The organism is Acetobacter cibinongensis (assembly GCF_000963925.1).
GTDB lineage: Bacteria > Pseudomonadota > Alphaproteobacteria > Acetobacterales > Acetobacteraceae > Acetobacter > Acetobacter cibinongensis.
The window spans coordinates 1-21,155 of the sequence record NZ_BAMV01000006.1 but is presented as its reverse complement, the minus strand read 5'-3'; the positions used below and the strand labels follow the sequence as shown (position 1 = coordinate 21,155).

19 protein-coding genes are annotated in these 21,155 nt (G+C 55.1%); 13 read left to right on the top strand and 6 right to left on the bottom strand.

From position 1 onward, the window contains the following. Window positions 1-161 precede the first annotated feature (161 nt). Window positions 162-1,181 (top strand): NAD(P)/FAD-dependent oxidoreductase, encoded by a 1,020-nt coding sequence (locus tag Abci_RS02770; RefSeq protein ID WP_048837638.1) that lies wholly within the window; start codon window positions 162-164, stop codon window positions 1,179-1,181. A gap of 354 nt (window positions 1,182-1,535) precedes the next feature. Beyond that, window positions 1,536-2,792: a D-amino acid dehydrogenase gene (locus Abci_RS02765; protein WP_048837637.1), complete on the top strand. Its 1,257-nt coding sequence runs from the start codon at window positions 1,536-1,538 to the stop codon at window positions 2,790-2,792. A 69-nt stretch (window positions 2,793-2,861) separates the two neighbouring features. On the opposite strand, the gene Abci_RS02760 is transcribed toward Abci_RS02765, so the two are convergent. Beyond that, window positions 2,862-3,176 (bottom strand): hypothetical protein, encoded by a 315-nt coding sequence (locus Abci_RS02760; protein WP_048837636.1) that lies wholly within the window; start codon window positions 3,174-3,176, stop codon window positions 2,862-2,864. A gap of 299 nt (window positions 3,177-3,475) precedes the next feature. Beyond that, window positions 3,476-5,302 (bottom strand): translational GTPase TypA, encoded by a 1,827-nt coding sequence (gene typA / locus Abci_RS02755; protein ID WP_048837635.1) that lies wholly within the window; start codon window positions 5,300-5,302, stop codon window positions 3,476-3,478. A gap of 307 nt (window positions 5,303-5,609) precedes the next feature. On the opposite strand from typA, the gene Abci_RS02750 reads away from it, so the two are divergent. From Abci_RS02750 to Abci_RS02715, 8 genes are all read left to right on the top strand, one after another. Next, complete coding sequence (locus Abci_RS02750; RefSeq protein ID WP_048837634.1) at window positions 5,610-5,864, top strand: FeoA family protein; 255 nt, start codon at window positions 5,610-5,612, stop codon at window positions 5,862-5,864. Then, window positions 5,861-7,702, top strand: a complete 1,842-nt coding sequence (gene feoB, locus Abci_RS02745; RefSeq protein WP_048837633.1) for a ferrous iron transport protein B — start codon at window positions 5,861-5,863, stop codon at window positions 7,700-7,702. Before Abci_RS02750 ends, feoB begins: the two co-directional genes overlap by 4 nt. A gap of 16 nt (window positions 7,703-7,718) precedes the next feature. Next, complete coding sequence (locus tag Abci_RS02740) at window positions 7,719-7,955, top strand: DUF6587 family protein (RefSeq protein ID WP_048837632.1); 237 nt, start codon at window positions 7,719-7,721, stop codon at window positions 7,953-7,955. 140 nt (window positions 7,956-8,095) lie between these two features. Next, a complete protein-coding gene (locus Abci_RS02735) occupies window positions 8,096-8,449 on the top strand; it encodes a DUF6476 family protein (RefSeq protein ID WP_048837694.1) in 354 nt (117 codons plus the stop codon). Further along, entirely contained in the window at window positions 8,446-9,615 is a 1,170-nt protein-coding gene (locus Abci_RS02730) for an anhydro-N-acetylmuramic acid kinase (RefSeq protein WP_244877565.1), read from the top strand. Before Abci_RS02735 ends, Abci_RS02730 begins: the two co-directional genes overlap by 4 nt. Before the next feature lie 54 nt (window positions 9,616-9,669). Then, window positions 9,670-10,137, top strand: a complete 468-nt coding sequence (locus tag Abci_RS02725) for a hypothetical protein (RefSeq protein WP_048837631.1) — start codon at window positions 9,670-9,672, stop codon at window positions 10,135-10,137. Window positions 10,138-10,328: 191 nt separating this feature from the next. Next, window positions 10,329-10,508, top strand: coding sequence for a DUF3311 domain-containing protein (locus Abci_RS02720; RefSeq protein WP_048837630.1), 180 nt, complete (start codon window positions 10,329-10,331; stop codon window positions 10,506-10,508). Then, a complete protein-coding gene (locus Abci_RS02715; RefSeq protein ID WP_048837629.1) occupies window positions 10,505-11,953 on the top strand; it encodes a sodium:solute symporter family protein in 1,449 nt (482 codons plus the stop codon). Before Abci_RS02720 ends, Abci_RS02715 begins: the two co-directional genes overlap by 4 nt. Before the next feature lie 85 nt (window positions 11,954-12,038). On the opposite strand, the gene Abci_RS02710 is transcribed toward Abci_RS02715, so the two are convergent. Next, window positions 12,039-12,446: a hypothetical protein gene (locus tag Abci_RS02710; protein ID WP_048837628.1), complete on the bottom strand. Its 408-nt coding sequence runs from the start codon at window positions 12,444-12,446 to the stop codon at window positions 12,039-12,041. 208 nt (window positions 12,447-12,654) lie between these two features. On the opposite strand from Abci_RS02710, the gene alkB reads away from it, so the two are divergent. Continuing rightward, the gene (alkB, locus tag Abci_RS02705) at window positions 12,655-13,299 is read left to right on the top strand and encodes a DNA oxidative demethylase AlkB (RefSeq protein ID WP_048837692.1); all 645 of its coding nucleotides are present in this window, start codon (window positions 12,655-12,657) and stop codon (window positions 13,297-13,299) included. An 80-nt stretch (window positions 13,300-13,379) separates the two neighbouring features. Further along, window positions 13,380-14,543, top strand: coding sequence for a serine hydrolase domain-containing protein (locus Abci_RS02700; protein ID WP_048837627.1), 1,164 nt, complete (start codon window positions 13,380-13,382; stop codon window positions 14,541-14,543). A gap of 22 nt (window positions 14,544-14,565) precedes the next feature. On the opposite strand, the gene Abci_RS02695 is transcribed toward Abci_RS02700, so the two are convergent. Then, a complete protein-coding gene (locus tag Abci_RS02695; RefSeq protein ID WP_244877564.1) occupies window positions 14,566-15,261 on the bottom strand; it encodes a YceI family protein in 696 nt (231 codons plus the stop codon). Between the two features lie 255 nt (window positions 15,262-15,516). Between Abci_RS02695 and Abci_RS02690 the strand changes: the two genes are divergently transcribed. Then, window positions 15,517-17,766, top strand: a complete 2,250-nt coding sequence (locus tag Abci_RS02690; protein ID WP_052944752.1) for a TonB-dependent receptor — start codon at window positions 15,517-15,519, stop codon at window positions 17,764-17,766. Between the two features lie 12 nt (window positions 17,767-17,778). Here the strand turns inward: Abci_RS02690 and Abci_RS02685 are convergent, their stop codons facing one another. Continuing rightward, on the bottom strand, window positions 17,779-18,156 hold the full coding sequence (locus Abci_RS02685; protein ID WP_261766253.1) for a helix-turn-helix domain-containing protein: 378 nt from the start codon (window positions 18,154-18,156) through the stop codon (window positions 17,779-17,781). A 384-nt stretch (window positions 18,157-18,540) separates the two neighbouring features. Further along, the gene (locus Abci_RS02680; RefSeq protein ID WP_048837624.1) at window positions 18,541-20,895 is read right to left on the bottom strand and encodes a TonB-dependent receptor; all 2,355 of its coding nucleotides are present in this window, start codon (window positions 20,893-20,895) and stop codon (window positions 18,541-18,543) included. Between the last annotated feature and the right edge of the window lie 260 nt (window positions 20,896-21,155).

The following is a 21,155-nucleotide window of genomic DNA, read 5'->3' as shown; positions in this document are numbered from 1 at the left end:
TTTCCGGCTTAGCGGGTTACGGAAAAGGGAGTGCTTCACGGCACTCCCTTTTTTTGTGGGTTGCCCAGACGGGGTCTCCCATTGCGCGGGCAAGCGTGCTAGCGCACAACACGTTACATTGCGCACTATTACCGCAGCACAGTAGGGAGACGCTTCGCGCCATGACCGAGACGCAGATTGAAACCGATGTTGCCATTATTGGCGCTGGCCCTACCGGGCTGTTTGCCGCCTTTCAGTGCGCCATGCTGCGGTTGCGCTGCCTGCTTATTGATGTGTTGCCAGAAGTTGGCGGCCAGTGTGTGGCGCTGTACCCTGAAAAACCGATTTACGATATTCCGGCCTGCCCCGCTGTTGAGGGCGCACAGCTTATTGCCAACCTTGAAAAACAGTTGGCCCCGTTTGACATCCCACGCCTTCTCAAGCACCGGCTGGACAGCCTGACCGGCCATAGAGGTGACTTTATACTGGGCACGGACAAAGGAACTCAGATTAAAGCCAAAGCCGTTATTATTGCGGCCGGGGCAGGCGCTTTTGGGCCGAACCGCCCTCCACTGGATGGGCTGGAAGGGTTTGAGACCTCAGGCGCGGTACAATATTACGTCCGCCGCAAGGCAGATTTCGAAGGCCGTAGCATTGTCATTGCTGGAGGGGGCGATTCAGCTCTGGACTGGGCTTTAGCCCTGAAAGACAAAGCAAGGAAGCTTTATCTTGTGCATCGCCGGGACCGTTTCCGGGGCGCGCCAGAAAGCCTGCGCCAGTTGGATGACGCCGTTGCTGCGGGCCAGATTGAAAAAGTTGTGCCTTATCAGCTTCATGCCCTGCACGGGCAAAACGGCGCACTGACCGCCGTAGAAGTTGCAGATCTGGATGGGGCTACCCGCACACTGGAAGCAGATACGCTTCTGCCATTCTTTGGCCTTGCGACCGACCTTGGCCCCATTGCCCGCTGGGGGATGGATACCGTACGCTCAACCATTCCGGTCGTTCCGTCCAGTTGCGAGACGTCACTACCGGGTGTGTTTGCCATTGGCGATGTTGCGACCTACCCCGGCAAGCTGAAACTGATCCTGCAAGGGTTTAGTGAAGGGGCTATGGCGGCGCACTCCATATATCCCATCGTTAATCCAGATCAGGCTTTGCATTTCGAGTATTCCACCAGCAAGGGCGTTCCCACCGCATAACCCCTTGGCAGACCCGTGTGTGTATGGAAAAGTAAACTCTTAACAAGGTTTTAAGTAGCAGTAAGGATGATCCCCGTGCGTTTTAACCCTATTTGGCTACGGGGCCTTTCTACTGCTTATCCTGCTGTTGCGTGCGCACGCGCACCACGCCTGACGAACCAGGGAGAGGGCATACTCTCCCCTATCCAGCCTGACATTAAACTGACAAGAATGGGGCGTAATAATACTCCACGGCCAGCAAGTGATCTTTTTACACACCCTGACGGGCACCCCCTGTCCCGATCGACGTTGAGACGGGTCAGTGCTCATGCGCTCTAGGTTGCTTGCGTCCCGCTCACCGGAGAGGATGAAAATATGAAGGTCATCATTCTCGGTGCAGGCGTTGTCGGCACGGCCTCCGCTTGGTATCTGGCAAAGCTGGGGCATGAGGTCACGGTTATAGACCGTCAACCCGGTCCGGGGCTTGAAACCTCTTTTGCCAATGCTGGTCAGGTTTCACCGGGTTATTCAACCCCATGGGCTGGCCCTGCCCTGCCCCGACTTGCCTTGAAGTGGATGCTACAGCGCAACCACAGCCCTTTGGTTGTCCGCAAGCGGTTTGACCTGGCCATGTTCCGGTTCATGGAGCAGGTCCTTAAGAACTGTAACGCCCACGCGTATGACATCAACAAATCCCGCATGCTGCGTGTCGCCGAATATAGCCGGGATTGCCTTGACGCCCTCCGTGAAGAAACAGGCCTGACATATGATGACCGCCAGCGCGGCCTTATTCAGCTCTTTCGCACGAACAAGCAGATTGATAAGGCGCGGCATGACATGAAGCTGCTGTCCGACAGCGCCATTCCCCATGCTCTTCTGAATGTTGACCAGATTCTGGCCCGTGAACCCGGCCTGTCTCATGCCCGCCACTTGTTGAAAGGCGGCTTGTATTTGCCGGGTGACCAGTCCGGCGATGCCCACATTTTTACGCAGCGGTTAGCCAAAATGGCCGCCGCACTTGGCGTAAAGTTTCAGTATGACACCGTGGTAAAAGGCGTTGATGCCGCCGCTGATGAGGTCATGTCCATTCGTACAAGCGCAGGCCATGTACGAGGGGATGCCTATATTGTGTCCATGGGCAGCTACAGCCCGCTTTTACTGAAACCCCTTGGCATCCGGCTGCCGGTCTACCCCGTAAAGGGCTATTCCCTAACCCTGCCCCTCACTGACGAAACCCACGCCCCTCTGTCCACCGTAAATGATGAAACTTATAAGGTGGCCATAACGCGGTTGGGCAACCGCATTCGTGTGGGTGGTACTGCCGAACTTACCGGCTATTCCATGCGTTTAAGCCCAGATCGGCGGGAAGGCTTGGAATTATCCTTCTCCGAACTTTTTGGCGGGGGAGATTTAAGTGCTGCGCATTATTGGGCCGGACTCCGCCCCTGCACACCGGATGGAACCCCTGTTATTGGCGGGGTATCCGGCTTCAAAAATCTATGGCTCAATACCGGGCACGGTACATTGGGCTGGACCATGGCGTGCGGCTCTGGCCGTCTGATTGCAGACTTGGTACATGGCAGGAAACCTGACATTCCGGCCTTGGATCTCTCGCTGGACCGTTACCACTAAATTCGGTTTTTTGTGCAATTTTTTCAGATACATCCGGGCGGAATTAAACGTCCGCCCGTGTCTGCACCATTACTGAGCAGCAGGCGCGTCTGAAGACGTTGCGTCTGTTGTTGCAGCTTTCTTGCTCTTTTTATGACCATGGTGGTGCTTTTTGCCACTGTGGTGCTTTTTGGTTTTCTTGGTTGTGTCAGCGGGTTTAGCAGCTTCGTCTGCGCCAGCAGGAGCAGGAGCTGCTTCTGGTGTGGCAGGCGCCGTAGCGGCTGGAGCAGAGGCTGCTGGAGCTTCTGGTGCAGCAGGAGCAGTTGCCTGCTGAGCGAAAGACGGAGCAGCGGCACCCATCAGGGCAACGGTGGAAACAACTGCGAGGAAACGACGAGAAATCATAAGAAACTCTCTCCCAAAATAGTTGGGCCGGATAAAACGCTAAGCTATTATGTCACTCTGCATGTGGCACCATATACGCGCCAGCCCTATGCCGATTCATAGCATGACGCCTTGCTGCCGTCTCGCACAATAATTCATGAAAAACAGAGGGTTGCCGTCAGTTTGACGCATACCAACCTTAATACAGACACATTCCCACTCAGGAGTTTCAGGCTCTCCAAAAAGTGTGCCCAAATAAAAATGGCCTGCCTGCACAGTCGTGCAAAGCAGGCCATTTTTTAAGTCCAGATTATGCAGGCTTAGTTAGCTGCATCCCCTTTACGTTCACGCTTCTTACGCTCGTTCGGATCAAGGTAGCGCTTACGCAGACGGATGGCAGATGGCGTTACTTCCACCAGTTCATCGTCTTCAATGTAAGCAATAGCCTGTTCCAGAGACATACGGCGCGGCGGTGTCAGGAACAGCGCATCGTCTTTCCCAGAAGCACGCATGTTGGTGAGTTTCTTTTCACGAACACCGTTCACTTCCAGGTCGTTCTCACGGGAGTGTTCACCGATGATCATGCCAACGTAAACTTTTTCGCCAGCATCAACAAACAGCGTACCACGGTCCTGCAGAGAGAACAGGGAGTAGGTGGTGGTGTTACCATCTTCCGCAGAGATCAGAGACCCGTTGCGACGGCCTTCGATGGAACCGGCATAAGGCTGATACCCATGGAACAGACGGTTCATGATGCCTGTGCCACGCGTGTCGGTCAGGAATTCACCATGATAGCCGATCAGACCACGTGACGGGATGATGAAGGTCAGACGAACCTTGTCACCACCGGATGGGCGCATATCCTGCATCTGGCCTTTACGCAGAGACATTTTCTCCACGACAACGCCGGAATAAGGCTCGTCCACGTCGATCATGACTTCTTCGTAAGGCTCTTCGCGCTCACCAGTTTCTTCATTGGTCTGATACAGCACGCGGGGGCGACCAATGGTCAGCTCGAACCCTTCACGGCGCATTGTTTCAATAAGAACACCAAGCTGAAGTTCGCCACGGCCAGCAACTTCAAACGCTTCGCTTTCCGGGCTTTCGCTCACGCGAATAGCAATGTTGCTCTCGGTTTCCTTGAAGAGACGGTCACGAATCTGGCGTGATGTCACTTTCTTGCCTTCACGGCCACCCAGCGGGCCATCGTTCAGGCGGAAGGTCATGGACAGCGTCGGCGGATCAACCGGAATCGCTTTCAGCGGCTCTACAACTTCCGGTGCTGCGATGGTGTCAGGAATTGTTGCTTCGGACAGACCGGCAACGGCCACAATGTCACCTGCTTCAACTTCTTCAACAGCCACGCGATCAAGGCCACGGAAAGACAGCAGCTTGGTCAGGCGGCCTGTTTCAACGGTAGAACCGTCAGCACGCAGCACTTTAACCGGCATGTTCACACGGGCGCGGCCCTGCTCAACACGACCCGTCAGAACGCGACCAAGGAAGTTGTCGTTCTCAAGAATAGTGGCCGTCATGGCGAACGGCTTGTCTTTGTCCAGCGCCGGAGCCGGTACATGACGGAGAATCAGATCAAACATCGGGCTGAGATCTTTGCGCGGACCATCCAGCTCAATATCAGCCCAGCCCTGACGGCCAGATGCGTACAGCATCGGGAAGTCAAGCTGTTCATCATTCGCACCCAAAGAGGCGAACAGATCAAAAATTTCGTTGTGCACTTCGTCCGGGCGGGCATCGCCACGGTCAATCTTGTTCACAACCACAATTGGCTTCAGGCCACGGGCAAGGGCCTTACCAACCACAAACTTGGTCTGGGGCAGTGCGCCTTCAGCGGAGTCGACCAGCACAACAGCGCCGTCCACCATGCTGAGAATACGCTCCACTTCCCCGCCGAAGTCGGCGTGTCCGGGTGTATCAATAATGTTGATGCGGGTGTTATTCCACACAACGGAGGTGCATTTCGCCAGAATGGTAATGCCACGCTCACGTTCCAGGTCATTGCTGTCCATGGCGCGTTCAGCAACGTGCTGATGCTCATGGAAGGAGCCAGACTGTTTCAGCAGTTCATCAACGAGAGTGGTCTTGCCATGATCGACGTGTGCAATGATGGCGATATTGCGGATATCCATGAAGTGTGCCTGATTTTCCCTGCGCGTTGTCCCGCCTCCATTCTCGTTAACGGGGCGGTTGCGTTACGGTCTATAAAGAGTGCTGGCCCCGTTGATAAGCGCCAGCGCGCAGAATTGCACGTAAAATCCTCACAAGGCACCCAGAACAGTTGCGCGCGCCACGTCTTGCGGGACTGCAAGACCGCAAAACAGCCACCACATCCTGGCATGGACAGCCACCCGGATTGGAATTAAGGATCATTCTCAATATACGCCGTAGCAGCTCTGCTACTCTGTGTTCTCTCATCCAAGCGGGATTCATTCAGCCTTGCGCTTAAACCAGCTCTCCCTCCGCAGTACAGGTGTGATTGACCGCATCGAAGCGCTCTCTCCGTCCGATGCCATTGCACAGAGGCTGAACGAACTGGGTTTTGTGCCAGGTGAACCCGTGACGGTCATTGCGTTTGGCCCCTTGGGCGGAGACCCCATGGCGGTGGAAATTGGCTTTACGCGCTTTGCCCTGCGCTGCTCTGAAGCCGCACGGATTATCCTGCGCACTCCACAAGGAGAGCCTGTAGCATGAGCGGCTCCCTCCCTCCGTTAAGGATCGCGCTGGTTGGTAACCCCAACTGCGGCAAGACGGCCCTGTTCAACCAGTTAACCGGCAGCCGCCAGAAGGTGGCCAATTATGCCGGAGTTACGGTGGAGCGTAAGGCAGGACGGCTGATTACCGCTGCCGGACGCAAGGTGCAGGTGCTGGATCTGCCCGGCACATACAGCCTTGCCGCCACCAGCCCTGATGAAGCCGTGACGCGGGACGTGTGTATGGGCGTTTATAAGGGTGAGCCCGCCCCGGACCTGCTGGTAAGTGTTGTGGCTGCGGTCAACCTGCGCCTGCATCTGCGCTTTATGCTGGAATTGCGCCAGTTGGGCCGCCCCATGATTGTGGTGCTCAACATGATTGATGCCATACAAAAGCAGGGGCTGGCAATTGATGTGCCGCGCCTTCAGGCCGAGCTTGGCGTGCCGGTCGTCACAACCATTGGCGTCAAGCGCGGCGGAGCACAACCGCTCCTGACTGCGCTGGATGATCCCGCACCCGCCGCACCCGCCCCGCTCCCGTCGGGCACAGATCTGCATGACGAAGTGCGGCGCATCCTCTCACTCTGCGTCGCACGCGTTTCTGAGCGCAGGCAGGCGCTGGAAGACAAACTGGACCGATGGGTGCTGCACCCGGTCTGGGGCATGTGCATTCTGTTTGTCCTGCTGTTCATCATGTTTCAGGCCGTGTTCTCATGGGCGCAGCCGTTCATGGACTTGCTGGACAACGGCATGAAGCAGCTGGGAGACTTTGTCGGCACGCTTCTACCGGCCGGGGCTTTGAACAGCCTGATTGTGGACGGCATTATTGCCGGGGCGGGCACGGTTATCGTGTTCCTGCCTCAAATCCTGATCCTGTTCCTCTGGATTCTGGCTCTTGAGGAGTCGGGGTATCTGCCACGTGCGGCTTTCATGCTCGACAAGCTCATGGCCTCAGCCGGGCTGAGCGGGCGCTCCTTTATTCCGCTGCTTTCAAGCTTTGCCTGCGCAGTACCGGGCATCATGTCCACCCGCACTATTCAGAACCCCCGGGACCGTATGGTCACCATTCTGATAGCCCCTCTCATGACCTGCTCAGCACGCCTGCCGGTCTATGCGCTGTTAATTGGCGCTTTTGTGCCCGCCCGGCATATTGGCGGCATTTTCAATGTGCAGGGTCTGGTTTTATTCGCGCTCTACGGGGCCGCGATTTTAAGCGCATTGATTGTTGCGCGTGTTATGAAGCGGCGGGACACGGACGAACATCCTCTTTTGCTTGAACTCCCCAACTACCGGCTGCCGGGCCTACAGAGCCTGGCCGTGGAGCTGTGGCAGCGTACCCGCATTTTCCTCTCCCGTGTGGGCAGCATTATCGTCACGCTCAGCGTGCTACTGTGGGCTTTGTCCAGCTTCCCTGCACCGCCAGCAGGTGCTACTGGCCCAGCTATTGATTACAGTCTGGCAGGGCGCATCGGGCATCTGATGCTGCCATTCTTCCAGCCACTCGGGTTCAACTGGCAGATCTGTGTAGCGCTCATTCCCGGCCTTGCTGCGCGTGAGGTTGCAGTGAGCGCCTTGGCGACCGTCTATTCCGTAGGCGCATCCGAGGCCGATGCAGCCTCCCAACTCACGCCGCTCCTGTCTTCTCAATGGAGCCTTGCAACAGCCCTGTCTCTGCTGGCATGGTATGTGTACGCCCCTCAGTGCTTTTCCACCCTTGCCGTTATCCGGCGGGAAACAGGGTCATGGCGGTTGGTTATCATTACGGCAGGCTACCTGTTCGGCATGGCATACGCAGCCGCCTTCCTGACCTACCACCTGACACGACTTATCAGCGGATAGAAACAGGAGGCTTCCTGTGGTTCAAATTCTTATCGTTACCCTTCTCGTTCTGTGTTGCGCTGCTTACTGGCTACAGCGTCTGGCACCAGCCACCACCATCCCGTTCTGGCGTGCGCTCGCAGGGTCACTCCAAGGCACTCAGGTGTTCCCGGCCTTGCGCGCAAAGGCTGAGCGCCTTGCCACACCCAATGGCGCAAGCTCCGGCTGCGGGGGTTGCAAAGGCTGTGACAAAAGCGGCGGCGGCTGCCACTAAGCGGTTGCTGCCCCCTCCGGCTTATCCCTACCCTCTGCGTCCCCTCTTGCGCCTGCTTGGCTGACAGGGCACTCATGGCCTGCTGGTTTGTAGAAACGGGCAGACCAGAACGCCTCCGAACATTCAGGACAGGACAGACTGTGGATCAGCTAGAAGAACCACCACGCACACCCAAAGCCCTTCTCGCAGCGGTTATTGGTATGGGCGTACTGATTGTTGCAGGCACTGTAACCTTGGTGGGCGTGATTATTCACAGGATGAACAGCCACCCCGCACCGCCAGCCTTGCCCGCTGCCGTACCGTTGCAGGACGCCACACCAGAAGCAGCCCCCCCTACTCTGCCCGCTGGCACCAGACTGCTTAGCGTAACCCGCGTTCAGGACGGGCTGCTGGCCCTGCATGTTACAGAAAACGGGCAGGACAAAATTCTACTCTGGCAGGTCAATGCTCATAAAATTCTACAAGGGTTGAGCGCCCCGCCCCCGGCGCCATGACCACCCATTCTGCACCCTATAAGCCCATGTTGACCACTATCGGCCTGATGAGCGGTACATCGCTGGATGGAGTGGATGCCGCCATACTGGTGACAGACGGTGTGCAGGTTGAGCGGCACGGCCCCTCACTCACACAGCCTTATCCCCCTGCCACGCGCACCATGCTTCGCTCTTTGCTGGATAAGGCTGCACGTCTGGACGCGCAGGACCCGCAAGTGCTGGCCGCAAGCCACGCTGTAACACAGTGCCACGCGCAAGCGGTTGCAGCCCTGTGCGCGCAAGCAGGAGGGCTACTGCCGGACCTGATAGGCTTTCATGGGCAAACCATTTTGCACCAGCCGGGCCGCACATGGCAGATTGGGGATGCCACAGCCCTGTCAGCCCAGACCAACACACCGGTTGTGCATGATTTTCGCAGCGCAGATGTGCAGGCGGGGGGCGAAGGCGCACCATTAGCTCCCCTTTATCATGCTGCTTTGTTGCAGGGGCAGAAGCGCCCGGTTGCGGTGCTGAATATTGGCGGCGTGGCCAACCTGACTTACCTTGATCCATCCGGCACGGTGCTGGCCTGTGACACGGGCCCCGGCAACGCTTTGCTGGACGACTGGACTTACCAGCATACCGGCCAAACCTACGATAAAGATGGCGCATTAGCGTTAAGTGGCACCATGAACAAGGCGGTGCTGGCCCAGCTTATGGACCATCCGTTTTTTACCCAAAGCCTTCCCAAATCCCTGGACCGTCTGAGCTTTCATAAGGGACTGGAGCATGTCTCCTCCCTGAGCGCAGCAGACGGTGCGGCAACACTTGCGGCTTTTACCGCCCAGGCTGTTGCCAGCACGCAGCTACCACACCCACCGGAAGCATGGTTTGTGTGCGGCGGTGGCCGCCATAACCCCGCCATTATGGCAGCGTTACGCAGGTGTCTGTCCGGGACCATTCAACCCGTGGAAGTGCTGGGCTGGGATGGCGATGCTCTGGAAGCCGAATGTTTTGGTTTTCTGGCAGCCCGCAGCCTGCGCGGCCTTCCGCTTTCCCTGCCAGGCACCACAGGGGTTAAAACCCCGACCACCGGCGGCAGGCTAAGTTGCGCCAACCTCGTCCCACAGCGCCTCTTACCCTGCGCCGCCCTGATGGTTCAGGCCACCAATCAGCCCCCCGGTTGATCTTACCGCCATAAGCCCTACCATACGCCCAGCCAGTTATAAGGACCTGAAGCCATGAAGCGCGCTTTTTTACTCTCCCTCAGCCTGCTTGCACCTGCTGTTCCGGCATGGGCGCAGACTGTAGTGGACGGAAGCGATAAAACCGCAACGCCCTTCGTCAAAACCACCCTGAAAACCCTTGCCAGCAAGTTTCCGGAAACCCCACCGCATTTCCGCAAGATCAACACACACACGGTCAATGATAAGACGGTGGTTTGTGGGGAAATAAGTCTGGCCAATGCCAAGGCACCAGATGACGCCTCCTTCATGCCCTTTGGCGCAACAGAGGGAGAAGAAAATCCTCTGGTGTTTGAAGGCCGCACCATACCTTCCGCGCTGGATTTCCGGGAGGTTAATAGCTGGATCAACCGTGGGGCAGACCTTGAAGATCTGGAAGAAATGGGCTGCGTGCCAGAGGGCAGCTACCGCAGCTACAGCGATAAACTGAACAAGGTCCTGCAACACCGCAAGACCTCTACTTGATATAACAAACGCGTGTTATAACTTAATAGTTTTCAAAATTACGTTATAACACGTGTGCGTGTCTGTGACACGCGCACCACACGGCCACCCCATGCTCCGGGCCGCACAGTGAATGGTGATTGACACCACCCAAGCTGCTCTGCATGACTAATACGGTCGCAACAAAAAAAATAACTTCTGGCCGTTATATCATGAAATTTCTGAACCTGCTCCTGCTGCTGCCCTTTCTGGGGCTGCTCTGGACGCCGCTCTATGACCGGTATACGCCGGCTCTGTTCGGCTTCCCGTTCTTTTACTGGTACCAGCTTGCCTGGGTGCCCGTGACATCTGTCATCATCTGGATTGTCTGGAAAAAGGGGCGTGACGTATGAGCACCGTCAATCCGTGGGCGCTTGGCGTCTTCGTCGTCTTTTTTGCCGCGACAATTGTTATTGGCAGCTCCATTCAGTGGATCCGCAAACTCTTCAGCCGTGGCCAGGCTGCGCAGGGGGGAGAAGACTGGTCTCTTGGTGGGCGACAATTCGGCCCGTGGGTCACATGGTTTCTGGTCGGGGGTGATTTCTATACTGCCTATACCGTCATTGCTGTGCCAGCTCTGGTATACGCGGTGGGCGGATATGGCTTCTTTGCCCTGCCCTATACCATTATTGTGTATCCCTTTATTTTTCTGGTTATGCCCAAGCTCTGGCGCATTGCCCAGAAAGGCGGGCACACGACGGCTGCCGATATTGTCAGAGCACGCTTTAACAGCCGCCCATTGGAAATTATTGTGGCCATAACCGGCCTTGTTGCGGTTATGCCCTATATTGCTCTTCAGCTTATTGGCATCCGTACAGTTATTCAGGCGCTGGGCCTGCCGGGCGACATTCCACTGATTATCGCCTTCCTGTCTCTGGCAGCCTATACATGGCTAGGCGGGCTACATGCCCCGGCCCTGACGGCATTCATCAAAGACATCATGATCTATATTGCCGTACTGGTTGCTGTGACCGTCATCCCCCTGCATATGGGTGGCTACGCAGCGCTGTTTGCGGGTACGGATCATACCCAGCCCGTTCTGAAGGCTGGCATGGGCTTGCCTTATGCAACACTGGCTCTTTCCTCCGCTCTGGCAGCCTTCCTCTACCCGCATACGCTGACGGGTATTCTGGCCGCACGCTCGGCTGATACCATTAAGCAGAACGCCGTGTTCCTGCCCATTTACACCATTGTGCTCGGGCTTATTGCCATGCTGGGCTTCATGGCCCATGTAGCGGGCGTCAACACCACCAATACCTCGCTGGTGGTCCCAATGCTGTTTCAGGCCGTTTTTCCGGCATGGTTCAGCGGCTTCTGCCTTGCCGCCATTGCGGTTGGCGCACTTGTTCCAGCCGCCGTTATGGCTATTGGGGCCGCAAATCTGGTCACTCACAACCTACTGCCAGCAAAACAGCGCACTGTACAAAACAGCCGCCTGACCGCGCTGGCCATCAAGGTGGGGGCTCTGCTGTGCGTCATGTTCCTGAATGCGCAGTTCGCCATTGACTTCCAGTTGCTGGGCGGGGTGATTATTCTGCAAACATTCCCGGCACTTATTCTGGGCCTGCTACGTATCCGCTTCTCCGCCATCGCCATGCTGGCCGGGTGGATTGTCGGCACCTGTGTGGGTATGGGGCTGTGCTGGATGGACGGTCTGAAACCGGTACATGCCGTGGCTCTTGGCCTCTTCTCTGGCAATGTTTCTACCGGGTTGATTTCACTTGTAGTCAATATTGCGGTTGTAGCGCTTGTGTCCGCCATCAAACCCGGAACAAGCAAGGCCTATCACCAAGCCTGATACTGCACCAAAACCAGCGCAACGCTTATCTGAAGCCTCACCTGATTTTCAGGTGAGGCTTTTTTATAGTCAGCAAGCCGCGCTCTTACTGCTCTGCTTCGGTAGCGTTACGGTGCTGCATATCCATTTTTCTCTGATGCAGCATCAGTTCCTCAAACGCCGTTGCTTTACGCTGAAAAGCAAAGGGTTTTTGTTCCTTCACAAAAACCTCCAACGTCTGCCCCCGCTGCTCGGCTATTACCTTTAGTTCAGCATACACATCTTCCAGCACATAGTGCTCGTTATTGTCGCCATACCGCTTGAGGGGGTGGCGGTCCTGCTCCCGACATTCTGCAATAAACGCATCAAGCGCCTCTTGCCCCCTGGCCCGAAGTTCCGACACCCTTGCCGCCTGAAAAGAGACAAGCTCACTCAGGCCCACAAATTCTCCGCGCACGACAAATGTCTTAACATCAAGCACTACAAGAGCGGGTACACCCCTGATAATTATCATGTCGTGCATGGTCTTCACGGATTTTTCCACCTATCGCCGGCTAACACACTGCCGTCACAGTGCTGGCGTGTTGTATGCCAGATTTCCTGTTATAGAGTAAATTGCTTCATAGCGTTATCTTCTGCGTCAACCAGTCTGCCGTCAGGCCTGCCACAGGCCCACGGCTTAGGGCGATACTGTGACAGACCCTGCCAGCTCCGCCACCCAGATGTCCCTGCTTTTGCCGGACACCCGCCCCAGCCGTGTGACCCTAAGCCCCGGTGCAATTGTTTTGCGTGGTTTTGCCCTGCCGGACGCTGAGGCACTCCATGCCGCCATAAGAGCTGTCGCGGCACAAGCTCCCCTCCGCACCATGCACACACCCGGAGGGGGAACGCTTTCTGCCGCCATGACCAATTGCGGCACCCTGGGTTGGGTGACGGATAAAGCGGGCTACCGCTACACCCCGCAAGACCCGCTTTCACATCGGCCATGGCCACCGCTGCCAGCACTTTTTGCCCAAGTAGCAACGTCAGCTGCACAGACTGCCGGTTTTTCCGGTTTTCACCCCAATGCCTGCCTGATCAACCGCTATGAGGCAGGCAGCCGCATGGGGCTGCATCAGGACAAGGATGAGAAGGATTTTACCCAACCCATCGTTTCCGTCTCTCTTGGGTTGCCAATTCATTTTCTCTGGGGTGGCCTTACGCGCTCTGTTTCTCCTTTTTCGTTTCTACTGGAACATGGTGATGTTGTGGTGTGGGGCGGCAAGGCACGCCTACACTATCACGGTGTCAAACCGTTAGCCGCAGGGCAGCACCCTCTTACCGGGTCATGCCGCTTTAATCTGACCTTCCGGTTTGTAGCTCCTTAAAAGACTGGATAGGCCAGAAAGCGCCACTGTGCTTTAATACGCTCCACCATAGCTCTTAGCTGTCAGGAGTTTAGCACGACATGCTACCCCGTCCCTCCCGCCGGATTTTTCTCAAAACCGGGATTGCATGTACCAGCCTTTACGCAGTGCCACGTGCTGCAAGGGCGCAGACCGAACGTGCGTCACCTCGCTTTGACAGCCTGACTACCATTTTTGAAAACGCCATTGCAGACCATAAAACACCTGGTGCAGTGGCAGCCGTTTGCTCTGGTGGTCAAACTGTGTGGACGGGCGTTTTTGGCCTGAGAGCGACCACACCCACACCAGAACCCATGTCATGGTCCACCTTGTTTGACATGGCGTCCCTTACCAAAGTGCTTATCACCGCCCCCGCGATCATGCAGTTATATGAGCAAGGAAAATTTGGGCTGGATGATACGGTGGCCCGCTATCTGCCTGCCTTCGCGGCAAACGGAAAACAGCATATTACCATTCGGCATTTGCTGACCCATTATTCCGGCCTGCCGCCAGATGTTGACCTGACCGCCCCTTGGGCTGGCAAACAAACAGGTCTTAACCTTGCACTCAACGCCACCTCCATTCACAAACCGGGCAGCATATTTGTTTATAGTGACATCAATTTTCTTATTCTCGGCCTGCTTGTTGAAACCTTTTCAGGCATGCCACTTGACCAGTATGCCGCACAAAACATTCTCTCCCCTCTTGGGTTAAAACGAACTTTTTTCCTTCCAGACCCCGCTTTACGCCCATCAATAGCGCCAACACAGTATGACGAGCGCGGGCTTATTCTGCGCGGAGATGTGCATGACCCGACAACACGGCGTATGGGTGGCGTAGCAGGCCATGCCGGGCTGTTCTCCTGCGCGGATGACATGCTGGTTTATGCCAAAGCCCTGCTGGCGCGCCGGGCAGGCAAAGCGTCTACTTTTCCGCTCTCCCCTCAAACACTTGTTCTTATGTCCACCCCACAACAACCTTCCGGCAAGACCGATATCCGGGGCTTGGGGTGGGATATTGCAACCCATTACTCTACGCCACGGGGTGCCGTGTTTCCGCCAACCTCTTACGGGCACACGGGGTTTACGGGCACATCACTCTGGCTTGACCCACAGTCAGAAACCGCTGTGCTGATCCTGACAAACCGCGTGCACCCGGATGGCAAGGGAAATGTTGTGGCCCTGCGGCGTGATGTCGCTACGGCAGCCGCCTTAGCCCTGCAGTAATATAAAGTGGTGAAATATCTTTTTAATTGGAGTATTTTTCAAAAACACCACTAGCCGTTAATGTCACATCATCCCCAACCGCAACAGGGGACTGCACCATCCCAAATGCGCTCCGACTGATGGTGCCCCGCACTTCAAACCCAACATTATAAGTATGTTGGGCTACATTAGGGCCTGCACCAAGAAAAGAGGCCTTAAACGTCACCGGGTGCGTAACCCCACGCAATGTGAGCGTACCGGCTACATCTGCACGGGATGGACCATCATACACAACGTTCGTGGACGTAAACTCTGCCTCCGGATAGTCTGAGACATCCAGCCATGACCGCTGCCGAAGCATCTGCCCTACTTCATCAGTCGTTGTGGTAAGGGATGTGAGCGGAATAATCAGATGTACTTTTGAGCGTTCAGGGTGCTCCGGGTCCAGAGACAGGTCCCCCGTCACCCCGGAAAAAAGGCCTCTGTAATGGCTCATGCTCAAACAGGAGACTGAGAATAGGACCTGTGTTCGGTTACTCTCAATTTTGTAGTGCCCAGCCTGCACCTGTGGGGCTTGCGCCATTACTTCGGAAAAACCTGCCGCCTTTACCGGGCCAGCCGTCATGACGCCCATAACCGCCACAGCAAGCCCTGACACACAGATATTTTTCCAGCGCATTCTGGCTTCGTCTCCCTTTTTATGCCCCACGCAAACACTGTTAGCTAAAGTCGGATTCAAACTATAAGTTCCTTGTATTGGCCGAATAAATAAAAGGCACTCATTTCAAAATTCTCTCATGTGTTGTGTCGCACTGAAACTAATTGGCATTTATCTGCGGCTTTAACTGCGCCTCACTGAAATAAGAATGAGCACTGTCGTTATCTTGCCACGCTTCTCATTTATATTTGTTGGTATATAGACATTCTGGGGGAATGGCGTCACAAGCACTCCACTCATATCGCCATTTCCAGCAAGAAGGTCCCCGCTTCTCCCATGAAGTACCGTCTTCACACTCTGCTTGCAGCCAGTGCGCTTGCAACGTCCTGCTACACGTCATTTTCTGTTGCACAAACTGTTGCTGCGTCTCCTGCAACACGGTTGCACACGCCTGTAGCACCGCATGCCAAAAAACCGGACAACGTACAGGGGAAAAAAGAGACCATTCTTGTCAAAGGACGCGCCGCTTCCGGTGCGTTGGCGGATTATAACAAGACAACTGCCGCACTGGGGCCGCTTGGCACCCGCCGTACGCTGGACACCCCTTTTTCTGTCATGACGGTGCCGCACGACGTTATTGTCAACCAGCAGTCCCGCAACATGAACGACCTGATGGCCTATCTGCCCTCCGTCCAGCTTGAGGTGCGCGGAGACCCCAATACCAGCCGCCCGCAGTCCCGTGGGTTTGAGGCAGACGTGGTTGCCAATATCCGTATTGACGGGCTGAACGCTGTGTCCACCACCCCCTATGCCGCAGAACAGTTTGACAGCCTGCAAGTTCTTAATGGTCTGGCGGGTGCGCTCTACGGTGCACAAAACCCGGCGGGCACGTTTGAATACGGGCTCAAACGCCCAACAGACAGCCGCATAAACCGCCTTGTTGTCGGGGTAGATTCCATCGGCACACTCATGGAAAATGCAGACCTGTCAGGCCGCCTGGGCCGTAACAAATGGTTTGGTTATCGCCTCAACCTGCTGCACGGTGACGGCACAACCTATGTGCAGGACAGTTGGGTACGCCGTAACCTTGTCAGCGCTGACTTTGACTTCCGCCTGGATGAAAAAACAACCATTGAGGTTGATGCCAGCCACTACACTTACGCGCAGCGTGGGCAGGCCGCAGGCTTCGCCTATAGCGGCTCCATAGATCTGCCAAAGGCACCAGACCTGAGCAACCCCGGGCTCGGCCAGAAATATGCTGGCTACAATATGGAAACCAATACGTTTCTGGCCAAGGTCAAGCACAAGTTCAACGAAAACTGGAGTGTTACACTGGGCGGCCTGTATCAGGACGCTATCCGGCAATCTTTTGGTAACGCCAACACCATTATCAACAATGCGGGTGACTTCACGCAAACCATTGCCGCAGCCACCACAGCCAATGACTTCCGGGTTGGTAGTAACCTCGCCTACGTTAATGGCCGCGTGCACACCGGGTTTATTACGCATGATCTGGTCATTGGGACCAATGGCTACATGATGGGCAACTACAACCCGACAACAGGCCAGACCTTCAAGCTGAATAATGGTCAGGCCATGTCCATGTATGACCCCAAGCAGGTGAGCGGTCAGCAACCTTATTATCATGGGCGTTACCGGTCAGCGTATGTGTCCAACCAAACGTTTATTGTTGGGGATACTCTCCAGTTCAACAAACACTGGTCCATCATGGGCACCCTGTCCTGGAGCTGGCTGCACACGGATAGCTGGAGCAACCCTCTGGCCGCCAAATACACGCATTCAAGCTATGACCGTTCAGCAGCGTTCAGCCCCATGACCAGTCTGATCTACAAACCGACAGACAATCAGACAGTGTATTTCACGTACGGTCGTGCATTCCAGGCTGGCAGCATTGCCCCAGCGGGCGCGACCAACGTTAACGAATATACCGCCCCCTTGCGCAGCGAAGAGTACGAGGTTGGTTATAAGGTCATGATCCGCAAAATGCAGATCAACATTGCGGGCTTCCGTATGACCCGCCCTTATGCCTTTACAGACCCCACCACACACGTTTTCGATACCTTCGGCGACCAGCGAAACTATGGCGTAGAAGCCCAGTTTGCCGGGTATATTCTCCCTAATCTCTCTGTATTGGGCGGCATGACCTGGATGGACGCACAAATGGGCAGCACCGGCGTTGCCTCCACCAGCCATAAGGAAGTTGTGGGTGCGCCACCGGTTCAGGCCAACGTGCTGCTGGACTACCGGCTCCCTGCCTCTTTGGGAAGTGTGGCATCCCGGTTGGCGTTCAACGCCAATGTTCACTATGTTGGCCGCCGAGCAGCTAACGTACAGAACACCACATTTGCTGACTCTTACGTGACACTTGATCTGGGCACGCGCTTTGCGTTCCGTGCAGCGCACCACCCGTGGATGGCCCGCTTTGGTGTTTCAAACGCAACCAATGCCCGTTACTGGGCGTCCGTTTATCCAACGTCTCTCAATGGGGCCAGCGCAAGCGCAAACAATAGTGCCTATGCCGGCCTGCCCCGTACCTTCCACTTCACTCTGGAAGCAGACTTCTAAGCCCTGTCGGGCCTAGAGCGTCGGGTCTCCACCGCTTTGCAAAACCTTGACCTGTCTTTCTATCCATTTCTGGGCAGAAACCTTACGAGACGGGTCAAGCATGCGGTACATTTTGATCATGTCATATTCGTCAGGTGAGACGGTCAGCGGAATATCGGCCTGCACATAACCTGTCAGAAAAATTTCCGGGTCTACACCAAACAGGGCAGCAAGCTTGGGAATATGTTTGCGCGCGCTGCCTTCCCGGCCTGTTTCCCAAAAAGCAATAGCCGGACGAGAAACACCAAGGGCATCTGCCACCTGCTGCTGTGTCATTCCCGCTGCTTTACGCAGAATTTTCATTCTCTGCCCAAGGTCTGATCCTGGGGAGATTACTTCCTGTCTTTCCACGCTACCCTGCTCTCTTCACATGGAGACGGGACGCAAACCCGGCCACGAGAAGCTGACTAGCTTTCCCGGCCAGAAGCGCGCCATTCCGGTTCTCCAGAACAACATCTTGCCTATACCATGGCAGCCCGGACACCCGTGTTCCGGTTTCCAGCTACCTTATCAGCGCGTTATGTAACGCATTACACCCGATAAGACAGCGTGAAATTTTCCATGCAATAGCGCAAACACCATCAGCCATGCACTTCAACAGTACATGGCTGGGTTTATATTATTCTGATTTAAGGCGTTTCCAAGTCCATACTAACACAATCTGCGTATTATATGGACATGGCTTACATTTGTTTTTTTATTCTTAATATGTCAGGTTTTAACTTACACTTCTTCTCAGAAATTCTGCGAAATACCCGTCAGAATTGTACGGCGCAGGCCGTATTGCGGCGCTCCCACCCCAATTCCGCCGCCGTCACGGAGCATATAGGTCCGGTCAAACAAGTTGGTTACATCCAGCCGAATCTGGGTATCACCAAGGAAAGTATGGCCAAACAGGTTTTTGAACGTCTGCACTGCTGCAAAATTAAAGGTGGCATATTGCGGCAGGGCTACACCGTTGGGTGTTGCGCCATCCGTCCGCAGGCCGCTCCCGTAAACCATAGTTCCGGAAACGCGTAGCGGGTGCCAGCTCTTCTGAAACAGGGTGTAAGATGCCCCGGCAGATGCAGTCCAGCGCTGGTCATGGTCAAGATGAACCCAGCGACCTTTGATGTAGTTCAAGTCATCCGGGTCAAAGTTGAACTGCGCACTGGTAACGTCTTTCCCAATGGCGCGAGACCAACCGAAGTTACCATAGAGTGACAACGGCCCATGGTCATAGGATGTGCTGACTTCATACCCATTAACCTGCCCCCGACGGTAGTTAAAGCCACTCAGGATGATAGGTGCACCAAACTGGCCTTCATCAATCAGGTTATGAGCAAGTTTGTAGTAGGCATCAAACGATACACGCCAACCGGGTAGAATTTGCTGCTGGAAGCCTGCATCAAAGTAGTGGTCTCGTTCAGCGCGCACAGTGCTATTTTGATAATTGGCAGGTGCGGCACTGGTGTTGGCAAATTTGTAGAGCGATGTGCTGCTGACCACTTCAAACGGCGGGGGTGTAAAATAGCGGGAATAACCAGCATGGAGCGTGCCACCCTTCCACGGTGTCCATACCAGGTTCAAACGCGGGCTGACCTGCATCTGGCTTGTATACTGGCTCACACCATCAAACCGCAGACCGTAGTTAACCGTCAGGTTTTTAACGGGTTTCCATTCATCCTGCGCATATAGCCCGTAAACCGTACCTGTTTTGCCGCTGCCATCATGAATGGAGACCGGTGTCGGGTCGAACACAGCATTTCCGTCATCATCCTCACCGGACTGATTAAAGACCTGTGAGTCTGTTTTTGATGTTGTCCGTTCAACAAAAACCTGAAAACCAAACCGGACAGTATGGTTACGGGCTGCGTGCCACGTTACGTCATGCTGCGTGCCGGTAGAAAACACTGAACGCGCAGCACGTTGTGCAATGCCGTTATAAACCAGATCACCCAACGGATCTGGCGAATAGCGCAGACTGCTATAGCGGGTAAAAACAGAACTTTGCAGGCTGAATTTGCCAATTTCCTTTTGCAGGGCAAGTACGGCAAAATCCGTAATCTGCTTCTGATGCTCGGAAAGACTGGCGCTATCTACACTACCACCAAGGCTTTGGGCCAGAGAGCTGCCGTTATACGAAGGCTCTGCAAACTGCGTCTGCTGGCCAGGATTGTTGGGCAACTGGTATTCAGCGTTAGAAACACCGGCAATAAAGCTGATACGCGTGTTTTCATCAGCCGTATATCGCGCATGGCCGAGGAAATGGTACTGGTTGCTCAAGTCATGAATGGCATTGAAGGAACCTGTTGTATTCTCAATCCCAACGCGGTCATGCACAAAATCTGCGGTCGCAAAATAATCCCATTTCCCTGAATGACCGCCATATTGCAGCGAGGGAAAGAAATAATCTCGTGCGCCACCATAGACGGAAACATTGCCACCAGCATTCGTCGTGCCGTTCTTGGTCGTAATATCTACAACAGCAGCCTGTAAAAATCCGAATTCGCTTGGCAGCGCGCCTGTGGTGAGCGACATATTATCCGCAAAGCGGGTCATGAGCGCCTGCCCGAATACGCTCAAGCCTTCCGGAAGCTGCACGCCGTCAAGACGGAACTGCACTTCGTTATGGTCGCCACGCACATGGATCTGCCCGTAACTGTCCTGCGCCACGCCCGGTGCTTGCAACAGAACCTGATTCAGCGGGGCGTTATCACCCCCCGGAATTGTTTCCAGACTTTTGCGGCTAAACCGATAGACCGTTGCCCCAGTATCGGGCTGAAGTTCAGAGCGTGCACGGTCCAAATGCGCCGTAACCGTTACATGTTCTGGTGTATAAGCGCTTGCAGGTTCAATTTTAACCGTTTCATCGCCTGCGCGCTGCTCTTTCACAGCAGGTTGAGGCGGAATAACCTGCTGCGGCTGCGCCGCAACTCCGACTGTGCTTTTCAGCTGCGGAGCAGTCTTTTTGCCTTTGACCTTGTGTGACACATGCGTCTGCGCACGCTGGTGCGTTTGAGCATGAGCTTTCTCTGCCCATGACAGAAAACCTGCCGTTGTGCACAAGGCAGAACACGCCAGCACAGCCAAAAGACCAGACAACCGCATGAATATAGCTTCCTATTTTGAACGACGCAGAATGAGGAGCCTATAATTCGTTATGGTATAACATATCAATGTTGATTTATGCGGTTTGTAAATCTGGGCAAGGCACTGTTTCATTTTTGTCGCACTTCTTTCCACCGCTCCAGATTATGCTTTTTTTCACGCTGGTTGCATTTTGCCTCTTGCATAAGCCACCGACTTTGCGTAAATCAGCGCCAACGCCTCACTTTGTCCCGTTCGTCTAGAGGCCTAGGACACTGCCC

What these genes read in the sequence shown, in the direction of transcription:
- Abci_RS02770 (WP_048837638.1), top strand. Translation starts at nt 162, where the DNA reads ATGACCGAGACGCAGATTGAAACCGATGTTGCCATTATTGGCGCTGGC.
- Abci_RS02765 (WP_048837637.1), top strand. Translation starts at nt 1,536, where the DNA reads ATGAAGGTCATCATTCTCGGTGCAGGCGTTGTCGGCACGGCCTCCGCT.
- Abci_RS02760 (WP_048837636.1), bottom strand. Translation starts at nt 3,176, where the DNA reads ATGATTTCTCGTCGTTTCCTCGCAGTTGTTTCCACCGTTGCCCTGATG.
- typA (WP_048837635.1), bottom strand. Translation starts at nt 5,302, where the DNA reads ATGGATATCCGCAATATCGCCATCATTGCACACGTCGATCATGGCAAG.
- feoB (WP_048837633.1), top strand. Translation starts at nt 5,861, where the DNA reads ATGAGCGGCTCCCTCCCTCCGTTAAGGATCGCGCTGGTTGGTAACCCC.
- Abci_RS02730 (WP_244877565.1), top strand. Translation starts at nt 8,446, where the DNA reads ATGACCACCCATTCTGCACCCTATAAGCCCATGTTGACCACTATCGGC.
- Abci_RS02725 (WP_048837631.1), top strand. Translation starts at nt 9,670, where the DNA reads ATGAAGCGCGCTTTTTTACTCTCCCTCAGCCTGCTTGCACCTGCTGTT.
- Abci_RS02720 (WP_048837630.1), top strand. Translation starts at nt 10,329, where the DNA reads ATGAAATTTCTGAACCTGCTCCTGCTGCTGCCCTTTCTGGGGCTGCTC.
- Abci_RS02715 (WP_048837629.1), top strand. Translation starts at nt 10,505, where the DNA reads ATGAGCACCGTCAATCCGTGGGCGCTTGGCGTCTTCGTCGTCTTTTTT.
- Abci_RS02710 (WP_048837628.1), bottom strand. Translation starts at nt 12,446, where the DNA reads ATGATAATTATCAGGGGTGTACCCGCTCTTGTAGTGCTTGATGTTAAG.
- alkB (WP_048837692.1), top strand. Translation starts at nt 12,655, where the DNA reads ATGTCCCTGCTTTTGCCGGACACCCGCCCCAGCCGTGTGACCCTAAGC.
- Abci_RS02700 (WP_048837627.1), top strand. Translation starts at nt 13,380, where the DNA reads ATGCTACCCCGTCCCTCCCGCCGGATTTTTCTCAAAACCGGGATTGCA.
- Abci_RS02690 (WP_052944752.1), top strand. Translation starts at nt 15,517, where the DNA reads ATGAAGTACCGTCTTCACACTCTGCTTGCAGCCAGTGCGCTTGCAACG.
- Abci_RS02680 (WP_048837624.1), bottom strand. Translation starts at nt 20,895, where the DNA reads ATGCGGTTGTCTGGTCTTTTGGCTGTGCTGGCGTGTTCTGCCTTGTGC.